At 68.1% G+C, this 12,831-nt stretch carries 13 protein-coding genes, 1 tRNA gene and 1 pseudogene; 14 read left to right on the top strand and 1 reads right to left on the bottom strand.

The window, feature by feature from the left end; all coding sequences use genetic code 11:
* Positions 1–8: 8 nt before the first annotated feature.
* Entirely contained in the window at positions 9–284 is a 276-nt protein-coding gene (locus AC37TH_RS14495) for a DUF4031 domain-containing protein (RefSeq protein WP_490765036.1), read from the bottom strand.
* Between the two features lie 273 nt (positions 285–557).
* Here AC37TH_RS14495 and rplU point away from each other — a divergent pair, with 273 nt between their 5' ends.
* From rplU to AC37TH_RS14425, 14 genes and pseudogenes are all read left to right on the top strand, one after another.
* Complete coding sequence (gene rplU / locus AC37TH_RS14490; RefSeq protein ID WP_055893478.1) at positions 558–866, top strand: 50S ribosomal protein L21; 309 nt, start codon at positions 558–560, stop codon at positions 864–866.
* A 32-nt stretch (positions 867–898) separates the two neighbouring features.
* The gene (rpmA, locus tag AC37TH_RS14485) at positions 899–1,156 is read left to right on the top strand and encodes a 50S ribosomal protein L27 (RefSeq protein ID WP_490765035.1); all 258 of its coding nucleotides are present in this window, start codon (positions 899–901) and stop codon (positions 1,154–1,156) included.
* 91 nt (positions 1,157–1,247) lie between these two features.
* On the top strand, positions 1,248–2,843 hold the full coding sequence (obgE, locus tag AC37TH_RS14480; protein WP_490765034.1) for a GTPase ObgE: 1,596 nt from the start codon (positions 1,248–1,250) through the stop codon (positions 2,841–2,843).
* Positions 2,840–3,640 carry a glutamate 5-kinase gene (gene proB, locus AC37TH_RS14475; protein WP_490765033.1) on the top strand — a complete coding sequence of 267 codons (801 nt, stop codon included), beginning with the start codon at positions 2,840–2,842 and terminating at the stop codon, positions 3,638–3,640. Before obgE ends, proB begins: the two co-directional genes overlap by 4 nt.
* A 10-nt stretch (positions 3,641–3,650) precedes the next feature.
* Positions 3,651–4,919 (top strand): annotated as a pseudogene (locus tag AC37TH_RS14470) (glutamate-5-semialdehyde dehydrogenase).
* 56 nt (positions 4,920–4,975) lie between these two features.
* Entirely contained in the window at positions 4,976–5,212 is a 237-nt protein-coding gene (locus tag AC37TH_RS14465; protein ID WP_490765032.1) for a hypothetical protein, read from the top strand.
* A gap of 14 nt (positions 5,213–5,226) precedes the next feature.
* Positions 5,227–5,829, top strand: a complete 603-nt coding sequence (gene nadD, locus AC37TH_RS14460; RefSeq protein ID WP_490765031.1) for a nicotinate-nucleotide adenylyltransferase — start codon at positions 5,227–5,229, stop codon at positions 5,827–5,829.
* On the top strand, positions 5,826–7,139 hold the full coding sequence (locus tag AC37TH_RS14455) for a hypothetical protein (protein WP_490765030.1): 1,314 nt from the start codon (positions 5,826–5,828) through the stop codon (positions 7,137–7,139). Before nadD ends, AC37TH_RS14455 begins: the two co-directional genes overlap by 4 nt.
* 52 nt (positions 7,140–7,191) lie before the next feature.
* Positions 7,192–7,569, top strand: coding sequence for a ribosome silencing factor (gene rsfS / locus AC37TH_RS14450; protein ID WP_490765029.1), 378 nt, complete (start codon positions 7,192–7,194; stop codon positions 7,567–7,569).
* A gap of 69 nt (positions 7,570–7,638) precedes the next feature.
* Positions 7,639–7,923 carry a TFIIB-type zinc ribbon-containing protein gene (locus AC37TH_RS14445; RefSeq protein ID WP_490765028.1) on the top strand — a complete coding sequence of 95 codons (285 nt, stop codon included), beginning with the start codon at positions 7,639–7,641 and terminating at the stop codon, positions 7,921–7,923.
* A gap of 94 nt (positions 7,924–8,017) precedes the next feature.
* A tRNA-Ala gene (locus AC37TH_RS14440) sits at positions 8,018–8,092 on the top strand.
* Between the two features lie 273 nt (positions 8,093–8,365).
* Positions 8,366–10,561 (top strand): cell wall-binding repeat-containing protein, encoded by a 2,196-nt coding sequence (locus AC37TH_RS14435; protein WP_490765027.1) that lies wholly within the window; start codon positions 8,366–8,368, stop codon positions 10,559–10,561.
* A 91-nt stretch (positions 10,562–10,652) separates the two neighbouring features.
* Positions 10,653–11,411, top strand: coding sequence for a hypothetical protein (locus tag AC37TH_RS14430; RefSeq protein ID WP_490765026.1), 759 nt, complete (start codon positions 10,653–10,655; stop codon positions 11,409–11,411).
* Between the two features lie 106 nt (positions 11,412–11,517).
* Entirely contained in the window at positions 11,518–12,819 is a 1,302-nt protein-coding gene (locus AC37TH_RS14425; protein WP_490765025.1) for an LCP family protein, read from the top strand.
* Positions 12,820–12,831: the final 12 nt, after the last annotated feature.

Here is a 12,831-nt window from a genome sequence, read left to right as displayed (position 1 = left end):
GCGCGGGGTCAGTGCTTACGCACTCGATCCCGCGCTTTCACGCGCAGCCCGCTCGCCACCAGCCGGATGACGAGCTCTTTGCCGTCCACGGCGGTCGCTCCCGCAGCGACCAGTTCGTCGTAGCGCCGGTCTGGCACGTCGTAGTGGTCGAGGTCGAACGCGCGCGGCGCGATGTCGTTGGCGGCCGCGAACGCGTGCAGTTCGTCGAGGCTCTCATCGCTGACGAGATGCGACCACAACATGCCGTGGGCGGGCCATGCCGGGGGATCGATCAGGACCGTCATACAATGATTGTAGGAACCGGCGCCGTCGATGGCGCCGATCGGTCCCGAAGCCCTCTCGTTGAATTGACGATCGAAGGGTCGTCGGGTAAAGTTGACCGTTGGTGTGTGTCGGGCGTATCCCGCTCGACCATCATGGTTTTCTGAGAGCCGGTCCGTTGCATGTCGCGACGGAGACGGACTCGCCAGTAACTTCCTGAAGAGTAAACAGACAGGACCAGGTCCGCGGCTCATCGAGCCGAGGGGAGCTGTTCCCCGAAGAAAAGGTACGTAAAAGTGGTTTACGCAGTTGTGCGCGCCGGAGGCCGGCAGGAAAAGGTCGAGGTCGGCACCATCGTGACGATGGACCGGATCAAGGCTGATAAGAACGGCAACGTCGAGCTGGCTGCTGTGCTGCTTGTCGACGGCGACAAGATCACGTCCGACGCCGGTTCGCTGGCGAAGGTCAAGGTCACCGCTGAGGTCCTCAACGACCTCCGTGGCCCGAAAATCGTGATCCAGAAGTTCAAGAACAAGACCGGCTACAAGAAGCGCCAGGGGCACCGTCAGGACCTCACGCGCGTCAAGATCACCGGCATCAAGTAGCCGATCGACCTCAGGCTTAGGAGAAGAAGCAGATGGCACACAAAAAGGGAGCGAGCTCGACTCGCAACGGTCGTGACTCGAACGCACAGCGCCTCGGCGTGAAGCGCTTCGGTGGCCAGGTCGTCGGCGCGGGCGAGATCATCGTCCGCCAGCGCGGCACCCACTTCCACCCCGGCGTGAACGTCGGGCGGGGCGGAGACGACACCCTGTTCGCCCTCGCGGCCGGTTCGGTCGAGTTCGGCAACAAGGGCGGCCGCAAGGTCGTCAACATCGTGGCGGCCGGGGCCTAAGCCTCGCACCACGCACCAGCATCGAGGATGGGCGGGCTTCGGCCCGCCCATTCTTCATTTACCGACTAACAGTCAGATTCGAGGGACCCCCATGGCGACGTTCGTGGATCACGTGACGTTGCACCTGCGCGCCGGAAACGGCGGCAACGGGTGCGTCTCCGTCCGACGGGAGAAGTTCAAGCCGCTGGCAGGACCGGACGGCGGCAACGGCGGCAACGGCGGAGACATCGTGCTGGTCTCCGACCCGCAGGTGACGACGCTGCTCGGCTACCACCGCGCCCCGCACCGCTCGTCCGAGAACGGCGGCTTCGGCATGGGCGACCACCGCAGTGGTCAACTCGGCGAGGAGCTCGAGCTTCCCGTGCCCGTCGGCACCGTGGTCAAGGACCCGTCCGGCGTCGAGCTCATCGACATGAACGAGCCAGGGATGCGTTACGTCGTCGCCCCGGGCGGCATCGGCGGCCTCGGCAACGCGTCTCTCTCGAACCCCAAGCGCAAGGCCCCCGGTTTCGCGCTGCTCGGCACGCCGGGCTGGGAGGGCGACGTCCTCCTCGAACTGAAGACGGTGGCAGACATCGCCCTCGTCGGCTACCCGTCGGCCGGCAAGTCGAGCCTGATCGCCGCGCTCTCCGCCGCGAAGCCGAAGATCGCCGACTACCCGTTCACCACTCTGCACCCGAATCTCGGTGTCGTGCAGGCCGGCGACACCCGGTTCACCATCGCCGACGTGCCCGGTCTGATCGAGGGCGCGAGCGAGGGCAAGGGCCTCGGGCTGGAGTTCCTGCGCCACGTCGAGCGGTGCAGCGCGCTGCTGCACGTGCTCGACTGCGCGACGCTGGAGCCCGGCCGCGACCCGCTGAGCGACCTCGACATCATCCTGGGCGAACTGGGCGCATACCCGGTTCCCGAGGGCCAGACGCCGCTGCTCGAACGCCCGCAGCTCATCGCGCTCAACAAGATCGACGTCCCGGAGGCACGGGAACTCGCCGAGTTCGTCCGCCCCGACCTGGAGGCGCGCGGTTACCGCGTGTTCGAGATCTCGACCGTGAGTCACGAGGGCCTGCGTCAGCTGTCGTTCGCCCTCGCCGAGCTGGTCGAGGAGGCCCGCGTCGAGCAGGCCGCCGCCGAGGCGGAGCGCCCGCGCATCGTCATCCGGCCGCAGGCCGTCGACGACGGTGGATTCGTGATCAAGGTCGAGGGCGGCTCCGACGGACCGGTTTACCGCATCCTGGGTGTCAAGCCGGAGCGCTGGGTCGCGCAGACCGACTTCTCCAACGACGAGGCCGTCGGCTTCCTGGCCGACCGGCTGGCGAAGCTGGGCGTCGAGGACAAACTGTTCAAGGCGGGCGCCGTCTCGGGTTCCACCGTCGTGATCGGCCGCAACAACGGCGTGGTCTTCGACTGGGAGCCGACGCTCACCTCCACGGCGGAGCTCATCACGTCGCCGAGAGGCACCGACGTGCGCCTCGACGGCAATGAGCGTCCCACCCGCAACAAGCGTCGCGACGATTACTTCGACAGGATGGACGCAAAGGCCGAGGCCCGTGCGGAACTCCTGCGCGAGCGCGACGCCGGACTCTGGCAGGACGACGAGTACAACGACGTCGACGCCAACGCCGGCGCTGCCGCTGCGTCCGACGGCGACGGCGGCCAGGGCGGTCAGAACAGGGAGACCGATTCGGAATGACCATCGACGACCGTAGCCAGGTCCCCACCGCGAGACGTGTCGTCGTCAAGGTGGGTTCGTCCTCCATCAGCGGGGAGAACGCCGGGCAGATCGGTCCGTTGGTCGATGCTCTCGCGGAGGCGCACGGGCGCGGCACCCAGGTCATCCTGGTGTCGTCCGGCGCCATCGCCACGGGCATCCCGTATCTGGCGCTGCAGGAGCGTCCCACCGACCTCGCCACGCAGCAGGCTGCGGCGGCGGTCGGGCAGAACGTGCTCATCTACCGCTATCAGGACAGCCTCGACCGCTACGACATCGTCGCGGGCCAGGTGCTTCTGACGGCGGGGGACATGGAGACGCCGACGCACCGCATCAACGCCAAGCGCGCGATGGAGCGGCTGCTGGATCTGCGCATCCTGCCCATCGTCAACGAGAACGACACCGTGGCAACACACGAGATTCGATTCGGCGACAACGACCGGCTGGCCGCGCTGGTCGCGCTGCTGGTAGAGGCCGACCTGCTCGTGCTGCTCTCCGATGTGGATGCGCTTTACACCAAGCCGCCGCAGGAACCGGGCGCGCAGCGCATCGACATCGTCGAGTACGACGACGCGCTCGAGGGTGTGGAGATCGGGTCGACCGGGCTGTCCGGGGTCGGAACCGGCGGTGCGCTGACCAAGGTGTCGGCCGCCCGTCAGGCCGCGGAGAACGGAACGGCCGTCATCCTGACCGCAACCGCCAACGTCTCGCAAGCGCTGTCCGGCGCTGCCGTCGGCACCTGGTTCGCACCAGCACGGGATGCGGTCGACGCGTCCTAAACTGGGACGCATGGTCCCCACCGTCACCGCCCCGCTCTCGCTCGTCGAGAAGCTCGCAGCCGCCAAGCAGGCGTCTCTCGTGCTCGCCACAGCGAACACGGACGCCAAGAACGCCGCGCTGCGCGCCGTCGCCGCCGGGCTGCTGTCGCAAGCCGCGCGCATCCTGGAGGCCAACGAGCTCGACCTCGCCAACGGCAGGGAGAACGGGCTGTCGTCCGGCCTGCTCGACCGGCTCACGCTCTCGGAGGCCAGGCTCGCCGCGCTCGCGGACGCCGTGATCGAGGTCGTCGGACTGACCGACCCCGTTGGTGAGGCCGTGCGGGGCAGCTCGCTGCCGAACGGCGTCTCCATCACGCAGGTGCGCGTGCCGTTCGGCGTTGTCGGAGCGATCTACGAGGCGCGCCCGAACGTCACGGTCGACATCGCGGCCCTCGCGCTCAAAAGCGGAAATGCGGCCGTGCTGCGGGGCGGAAGCGCCGCGATCAACACCAACCGCGTGCTGGTCGCCGTGATCTAGGATGCGGTCGCCGAGGCCGGCCTGCCCGCCTCCGCCGTACAGACCATCGACGAGTTCGGCCGAGACGGCGCGACCGAGCTGATGAAGGCTCGCGGGTACGTCGACGTGCTGATCCCGAGGGGGAGCGCCGACCTGATCCGCACGGTCGTCACGGAGTCGACCGTCCCCGTGATCGAGACCGGAGCAGGCGTTGTGCACATCGTGCTGGACGAGAGCGCCCGCGAGGACTGGGCCGTCGACATCGTCCGCAACGCCAAGGTACATCGCCCGAGCGTGTGCAATGCGGTCGAGACGCTGCTCGTGCACCGCGCCGCGGCCGACCGGCTGCTCCCTCCCGTGCTCGCGGCGCTCACCGCCTCCGGGGTCACCGTGCACGCCGACGAACGCGCCATCGGCTATTCGGAGGCGGCCGTTCCTGTCACCGAGGAGGACTGGGCCACCGAGCACATGAGCCTCGACATCTCGGTCAAGGTCGTGGACGATCTCGACGAGGCGATTGCGCACATCCGGTCGTACTCGACTCAGCACACCGAGTCGATCATCACGAACGATCTCGCCAACGCCGAGCGCTTCCTCGCCGAGGTGGATTCCGCGGTGGTGATGGTGAACGCCTCCACCCGCTTCACCGACGGAGGGGAGTTCGGGTTCGGCGCTGAGGTCGGCATCTCCACCCAGAAACTGCACGCGCGCGGCCCGATGGGGCTGCCGGAGCTGACCAGCACCAAATGGATCGTCCGCGGTTCAGGACAGATCAGAGCCTAGAGCGCCACTAGACTTGTTCGCAGGCGTTCGCGCGCCCCCGGAAAGGAAGAAACTCGATGACTCACCTGACGATGCTGCTGGCTGCTGCCGAAACGCACGTTGAACTGCCCATGCCCACCTGGGCGTACGGCGCGATCGCGATCTCGATCTTCGCCGTTCTCGGGTTCGTCATCTGGTCGTACCGCGACGTCGCCAACCGCCACAGCCACAAGGCCGGGCCAGGCGCGGCCTCCCACGCCGGCGCACCCGGCGCCACCCACCACGGCGACGGCCACCCCACTCAGGGTCACTGACCTCCGCCTGACGAATGCAGCTGACGGAGAAGCGGCGCACGCGCATCGGGGTGATGGGCGGCACGTTCGACCCCATCCACCACGGTCACCTGGTCGCGGCCAGCGAGGTCGCACAGTCGTTCGATCTGGATGAGGTTGTCTTCGTTCCGACAGGGCATCCCTGGCAGAAGGGCGACGTCACGCCGGGGGAGCACCGCTACCTGATGACGGTGATCGCGACGGCGTCGAACCCGCGCTTCACGGTGAGCCGCGTGGACATCGACCGCGAGGGCCCGACGTACACGATCGACACCCTCCGCGATCTGCACGAAGCGCGTCCGGACGCCGAACTGTTCTTCATCACCGGCGCGGACGCCATCGCGCAGATCCTCAGCTGGCGGGATGTTCAGGAGCTCTGGGACCTCGCCCACTTCGTGGCTGTGAGTCGTCCGGGACATGACTTGAGTATTTCTGGATTGCCATCGCAGGACGTAAGCTTGTTGGAAGTTCCGGCCTTGGCGATCTCGTCAACCGACTGCCGGACCCGGGTGAGCAGGGGATTCCCGGTCTGGTACTTGGTGCCGGACGGGGTTGTTCAGTACATCTCCAAACACCATCTGTATCGGAGCGTGGCATGACTTTGTGGCAAGACCCGCCGCCACAGACACGGCGACAGGCGCGTGAGAACGAGCGCACGGCTGCCGAAAAGGCGGCCGGACAGACATCCCGCCGTGCAGGCACGGCTGAGCCGACGCCCGCGGGCGAGATCCCGACGATGACGACGCCGTACACCTTCTCGTCCGGTCGAGACGCCGCTGCGGCGGAGTCCGACCTGGATGACGCGGCGGACGACTCCGGCGTCGACACCGGCGTCGAACGCCCCGCGATCCCGGCGTCCGCGTTCGAAGAGCCTGGCGTCACCCCGCCGAGCAGGCCGAACCTGCCGACCTTCGGCAACGCCTTCGACCTTCCGGCAGCGCCGAGCACTCCCGCGGCCGACGCGCTGTTCAAGCAGTCGACCGATACATCGCAGGCCGAGCCCGTGACGGTTCCTGTCTCCGTGGTGAAGCCGGAGGCCGCCTCTGCCGCCACGACGCCGGAACGCACACTGACGCGCCGCGAGCTGCGCGCCATGCAGCAGGCCCAGGAGGCCAACCAGCAGGCCGGGCAGCAGGAGGGCGTCATCCCCGTCACCTTCACGCCGCCGGCCGAGCCTGCACCCGCACGCCCGTCCGCCGAGCCTGAGGTCGCGTCCTCCGCGCCCAGTGCGTGGCCGTTCGCGCCGCTGGCTCCGTCCGCCGCCGCGACGCAGGCCGAGACCGCCCACTCCGGCACCTCCGGCCCAGGTGCCTCCGGAACGGGGGCGAACGCCTCAGTTGATGAGGCAGCGCCTTCGACCGCTGCGCCCGTCGCGGCCGCTGCTGCGGAGGAGTCCGCCGACAGCGGACTCGAGCGTCAGCCGTTCACCCCGCCGACCGGGCACTGGTCCACGGCGGCGGAGCGTGACGACAAAAACCAGCAGTTCGACCAGATCATCTCGCGCAACGTCGGCCAGTCCGGCTCCGCGACGACCACGAACGCCCTCATCCTCCCGGTGCTGCCGACGGCAGACGCGACAGGTCCGCTCACGGCAACGGGGGAGATCCTGGTGACCGGCTCGATCGACCTGCCCCGCGGGCTCGGAGCGACCGGCGCCCACCCCGACCGGATCGACTCGTCCGATCTCGACCGTCTGCTGGAGGGCGACGAAAACGAGTTCAACACGTCTGAGGTCGCGCCGATCCGTGCATCCAGGGCCATCAGCTCGCACACGTCCACGCGCGGCGTCATCACCCCGCCGAAGAAGCGCGGCGGCAGACTGCCCGTCGTACTCATCGTCACCGCCGGCGTCCTCGCCGTCGGTGTCATCGGCCTCCTCATCTCCGCATACGTCTTGAAGGTGTTCTGATCATCCTTTCCACTCCGTCCCACTCCGCAGCGCACATTGACGAGGTCACCGCGTGACCGCCACAGAGCACGCCAAGCAGATCCTGCAGCTCGCCGCGAAGGCAGCGGACTCGAAGTCCGGCGAAGACCTGGTGGCGCTCGACGTCTCCGGGCCGCTCCCGCTCACCGATGTGTTCCTGCTGGTCAGCGGGCGCGTCGAGCGAAACGTGATCGCCATCGCAGGCGAGATCGAAGACCAGCTGAACGAGGCGGGCGTCAAGACGCTGCGCCGCGAGGGCAAGGCCGAAGGCCGCTGGGTCCTCCTCGACTTCGGCGACCTGGTCGTGCACGTCTTCCACGAGGAAGACCGCATGTACTACGCGCTGGAGCGTCTGTGGAAGGACTGCCCGGTCGTGCCGCTGGAGCTTCCCGTGCACGAGGGCGCCGAGTAGCGCATCCCGTGTCGGGATCCTCCCTGCGGTGTGTGAGAGTTCTCTATACTCCGCTGATTGACTGTCGTCATGAGATGCCCGACAGACAGTGCCACCCTCGTGATGAGCGAGCGCAACGGAATCGAGATCGACTACTGCCCGGAATGCCGCGGCGTCTGGCTCGACCGGGGAGAGCTCGACAAGATCATCGACCGCGCGCAGCCGCAGCAGCAGACTCCGGCACCCGCGCACTACGCCCCTCCGGCGCAGCAGCAACAGCCCCAGCAGTACGCTCCGCCCGTCCAGCACGGCTACGGCCAGCAGTACCCGCCCAAGAAGAAGCGCGAGAACTGGCTCAGCGAGCTCTTCGACTGACCGCGGCACGCCCGAGCGTCGCGCTGGTTTCTTCCTGGCCTGAATGATGTAGTACGCTAATCAAGTTGTTTCGGAGAGATCGGAAACAGCTTCTGGGTCTGTGGCGCAGCTGGTAGCGCACCTGCATGGCATGCAGGGGGTCGGGGTTCGAGTCCCCTCAGATCCACCAAAAGAAGGCCGATGTGCGCGTTATGACGCGAACGTCGGCCTACTTTTTTGTGCGTGAGAGGCCCTCGTTCTGGGGCGGTCCGATTGGAATCCCGCGATCCGCCTAGGGCGTCCCGCAACTAGACTCGCGAAGCGCGTCTTCGTCGTCCCCTCGGTCGGCCATGGCACTGCGGCAATAGCCGCTATCGCGCACTCGGGGATCTGACAGGGGGCAGTGGTGCCTGGACGCAGCAGCGCAGTGAAGAGAGCGGGAATCCGCGCAGGGATCACGGGCGTGGCGATCGTAACGCTTCTGGTGGGCACGGTCACGGCGGGCACGACGCCGCCGGCCTCGGGCGCGTCCTCGTCTGCGTCGGCAACGGCTTCGGTGGCCGTTTCTGGTGCGCTCGATCCGTCGCACACGCTCGTCTGGGATGCGCTGACCAACCCATACATCGCTGGGATGTTTCCCGCCCGCTACGTGGCGACTGCAGACGACGCGCTCTGGTCGACCGATGGACTGCAGACGGTCGTGCGCACGACGACAGGTGGCTTGATCACGCGGTTCAACGGGAATCCCCACAGGACGTCCGCCGCACAGGAGCCGATCGGCGGCCTGATTCCTGACGGCACCGGCGTGTACTACTACCTGTACGACGGCGGCGCACTCCATGTCAGGCGGATGGGTGCGGATGGCCGGATCACAGAGATTCCGATGCCGGTGAACGCTCTGCTCCGCCAGAAGCCGGTCCGAGGATCGGATGGAAGCGTCTGGTTCGTGGTCGGCACACCCCTGACGGGCAGCAATCAGACGGCGAGCGGCCCCGACACGGTGGTGCGACTGGCCGGTGGGGTCCAGCACAACTCGATCGTCCCCGGAGGGCACGAACTGGACGCCGCGACGTCGGACGGCAGCTTCTGGGTGTCGACAGGCGAGACCCTGACCAGGGTGGGTGCCGACGGGACTGTCACTCCGGTACCGGTGCCGAGTGAACGTCGCGTCCTTGCTCTGTGGGCCGGTACGGGCGGTTCTGCCTGGTACGTCGAGACCGTCCGGGACGGGTCCGTCACCACCATCGGCCTCGCAGGCGTCGACGGTACTGCCGCGGAGGCGACCCTCCCGGACGCCTTCCCGTACAGTCTGAAGCCGGTGGGGACCGACCAAGCCTCCGGCCGCACCTGGATCGTGTGGTCGGGGACGCCGATCGCCTTCGTCGGAACGACGCCAGCGACGCTCGCGCGGATCAGGATCCCCTCGGAAAATGGCGTCGCATTGCCGGCTGTGCTCTCCGGGGGCAGGTTGTGGGTGTCGACGATTCAGGAGAGCCCGCCCGCCGTCTACGCCATTGACCCGAGCGGCACCATCAGCACCCGCGTCCCGATCCCGTCGGGGACGTTGGGCGCGATCGCGGCCGGCCCGGACGGTACGATCTGGGCTACCGGTGGCGGCGGAGCTGGGCAGGTTGTCGCCATCCACCCGGATGGCGCGGTCCTCCGCGGCTCATTCGCCGGTAGCTGGTACGGCGCGCCGAACACCTTCACCTCGGATGCGCGTCCGTGGTTCCAAACGGAAACCGGCGTCGCGACCGTGCACAGCGCGACCACCGATCGCCTCGGCGGCGACACCAGGTACGACGCCGCGGCCACGATCGCCGAGCGGGCGTTCCCGTCGGGTTCCGCCACCGTGTACGTCGCATCCGGACAGAACTTTCCGGACGCGCTCTCCGCTGGTCCACTGGCAGGGTCGGCCGGTGCCGCCCTGCTGCTGACCACGTCGTATGGTCTTCCAGCGCCCACGAGGGCCGCGCTCCGCATCCTGAAGCCGAAGAAGATCGTCGTGATCGGCGGGAGCGCGGCCGTCTCCGACGACGTGCTCGGCAGCCTGCGTTCGCTGGCATCGACGGTTCAGCGGATCGCGGGCGACGATCGGTACTCGGTCTCGCGCAGCATCGTCGCCGCGAATCAGAAGGCGAACAAGCCCTTGTTCGTCGCGACCGGTTCCGGTTACGCCGACGCCGTCACTGCCGGAGCGGCAGCCGCGCGCGCCGGTGGTCAGTTGCTTCTCGTTCCCGGCAGCTGGGGCGGACTCCCCGCCGGGTACGCGTCGTTCGTCGCCTCGCTCCGACCGTCGTCCATCGCGGTTGTGGGCGGCCCCCTCGCGGTCAGCGACGGGATCGTCTCGCAGCTGAATGCGGTGGCACGCGCGACCCGCTACGGCGGCGCCGACCGGTATGCGGTCTCCGCGGCCGTCCTCCGCGCCTTCGGAACCCCGTCCACACACGTCTACCTCACGACAGGCCAGAACTTCCCGGATGCACTGGCGGCAGCGCCGCTCGCCGGGCGGGCGGATGCCACGCTCGTCTCCGTGCCGGGAACCTGCGTTCCGGGCGACACTCTCCGGGCGATCGACGCCGCACATCCCTCCGCCATCACACTGCTCGGCGGTCCGAGTGCGGTCGGCCAGGCCGTTTCCTGGCTGCGCGTCTGCTGAGGTCCGCGCCCGCACGGCAACGACCGTCCCCGGCGCGGTCTCGTCCGTCGCACCCTTGCGTCCAGCATCGCGCTCCCGATTGAATGGCTGAATGAGCACCGTCGACCCGACCATCGCCCGTCGCGAGCGAGCGGCGTGGCGGCCGTCGAACCTGCTTGTCTTCGTGGTGCTGCTGCTCCTGCTGGTGGGCGGTTTCGCCGCCGGGTACGGCTGGGGTGGCTTCGGCACGCTGATGGCGACGGAGCCGGATGAGCCGCCTGTGCTCGTACTCGTCGCGATCCCGGTCGGCATGATGCTCGCCATCGTCGCGTCGATCGGGTGGGGCGCGCTCGTGGTGAAGCGCAGCGACCTCGGATTCATGTACGGCAACGCCGCCATGCTTCTCGGTGCGGGGGCCGGGGCGATCGTCGCCGCGGAGGAGGCAGGCAGCGACGGTCGGATCGTCGCGTACGTCGGCTACGGGCTGCTTGCACTCGCGCTGGCTTGCCTGCTGCTCGGGATCGCCGCGGCCGGCGCGCGCAGGAGGCGCGCGCGTGCGGAGCAGGAGGCGATGCGCTCGGGAACCCAGGTCACCGCTGTCGTCACCGACAAGGGGTACACGGGCTTCCACGAGAGCAACCGGATCTTGACGACCGTCACGTTCGGCTTCACCGATCTGCAGGGCACGCAGCGCTGGGTGCAGCGGCTGATGGCGATCAACGCGGCCGACCCCGTGCAGAACGGGCAGCAGACGCGCCTCTGGTTCGATGCGGCGAATCCGGGCGACGATAAGGCGATCGTGGTGGAGTTGGCGTACAACTCGCCGCTGCGTCCACCCGAGCCGCGGCGTTCACCCGAGCCTCCGCGGTGAGCGCCGTGAACGGGCTTTCAGGACACCCTGTGCGCCTCCAAGCTGACCGATAGGTCGTAAAGCTAGTATTTCGTCAGTTCTCTTCCCGCCCACCGAAGGACTCTCGATGACCGACTTGCCGCGCCGGCACCAGCGCGCCAAGGGCCCGACCGCTGTCAGACACGGTCGCCTGCCCCGCCGCCGTGCCGTCGGCACTGTTGTCCGCATTCTCGCGGCGGCCGTCGCCGTCGTGGTGGTCAGCATCGGCTCCATCGCCGCATACGCGGTCTGGGACGTCGCCCGCTCTGTCAAGACCGGGGTGACGCTTCAGGCGCTTCCCGGGCACACCAAGCAGGCCATCCCGAATGTCGGCGCGATCCAGGGCGGCGTGAACCTGCTCCTCACCGGCACGGACAGCCGGACCGGCCTCGGCGGCATCTACAACTCGGCCGACGAACAGGATGCGAGCACCGGCGAGGGCAACAACGATGTGACGATGCTGCTGCACATCGCCCAGGACCACAAGAGCGCCATGGTGGTGAGTTTTCCCCGCGACCTGATCGTCCCCATTCCGGACTGCCCGGCGGTGAGTGGAGGCGGCACCGTCTCCGGCACGGACAGCGCGATGTTCAACACCGCGTTGTCGCGCGGCGGCCTGCCCTGCGTCGTCCTGACGGTGGAGAAGCTGACCGGGGTGGACATCCCGTTCGCGGCCGTGATCAACTTCAACGGGGTGAGCGCGATGTCGACCGCGATCGGCGGCGTGAGCGTGTGCCTGGCCTCGCCGGTCACCGACGACTACACCACCCCGCCGCTCGACCTTCCGGCGGGGGAGAACACCCTCGTCGGCGATGTGGCCCTCTCGTTCCTGCGCAGCAGGCACGGTGTCGGCGACGGCAGCGACCTCGGCCGCATCAGCAACCAGCAGGTGTTCCTCTCGGCGCTGGCGAGGAAAGTCGTCTCCGGCGGTGTTCTGAGCAACCCGGTGCAGCTCTACGGGCTCGCCAAGGCGGCAGTCACCAACATCACGCCCTCCGACACACTGACCAATCCGACGACGCTCGTCGAGATCGCACTGGCGCTGAAAGACACCGGCCTCGACAACATGGTGTTCCTGCAGTATCCGGCCGTCACCGATCCGAACGACGTCAACCGGGTGATCGTGGACGACTCGTCGGCCTCCGCCATCAACACAGCACTCGTCAACGATCAGCCCGTGAAGCTCACCGGCAGCATCGGGCGCGCTGCGGAAGACCCGACGGCAACGGGCACTCCGACTCCGACGACACCAGCAGCCCCCGACACGACAGCGCCGGCGGCCCCCACCGCCCCGACGACAGCCCCCGCTACGTCCGGCACGGTCGACCTCCCGAGCAGCATCACCGGGCAGACGGCGTCGCAGCAGACCTGCACCAAGGGCAACAACTAGCGGGAGCGGTCT

This window comes from Leifsonia sp. McL0627 (assembly GCF_058244615.1).
This window is presented reverse-complemented; position numbering and strand designations above follow the sequence as displayed.

Excerpts from the sequence above, each read along its gene's own strand:
- AC37TH_RS14495 (WP_490765036.1), bottom strand. The coding sequence starts at position 284 with ATGACGGTCCTGATCGATCCCCCGGCATGGCCCGCCCACGGCATGTTG.
- rpmA (WP_490765035.1), top strand. The coding sequence starts at position 899 with ATGGCACACAAAAAGGGAGCGAGCTCGACTCGCAACGGTCGTGACTCG.
- obgE (WP_490765034.1), top strand. The coding sequence starts at position 1,248 with ATGGCGACGTTCGTGGATCACGTGACGTTGCACCTGCGCGCCGGAAAC.
- proB (WP_490765033.1), top strand. The coding sequence starts at position 2,840 with ATGACCATCGACGACCGTAGCCAGGTCCCCACCGCGAGACGTGTCGTC.
- AC37TH_RS14465 (WP_490765032.1), top strand. The coding sequence starts at position 4,976 with ATGACTCACCTGACGATGCTGCTGGCTGCTGCCGAAACGCACGTTGAA.
- nadD (WP_490765031.1), top strand. The coding sequence starts at position 5,227 with ATGCAGCTGACGGAGAAGCGGCGCACGCGCATCGGGGTGATGGGCGGC.
- AC37TH_RS14455 (WP_490765030.1), top strand. The coding sequence starts at position 5,826 with ATGACTTTGTGGCAAGACCCGCCGCCACAGACACGGCGACAGGCGCGT.
- AC37TH_RS14445 (WP_490765028.1), top strand. The coding sequence starts at position 7,639 with ATGAGATGCCCGACAGACAGTGCCACCCTCGTGATGAGCGAGCGCAAC.
- AC37TH_RS14430 (WP_490765026.1), top strand. The coding sequence starts at position 10,653 with ATGAGCACCGTCGACCCGACCATCGCCCGTCGCGAGCGAGCGGCGTGG.
- AC37TH_RS14425 (WP_490765025.1), top strand. The coding sequence starts at position 11,518 with ATGACCGACTTGCCGCGCCGGCACCAGCGCGCCAAGGGCCCGACCGCT.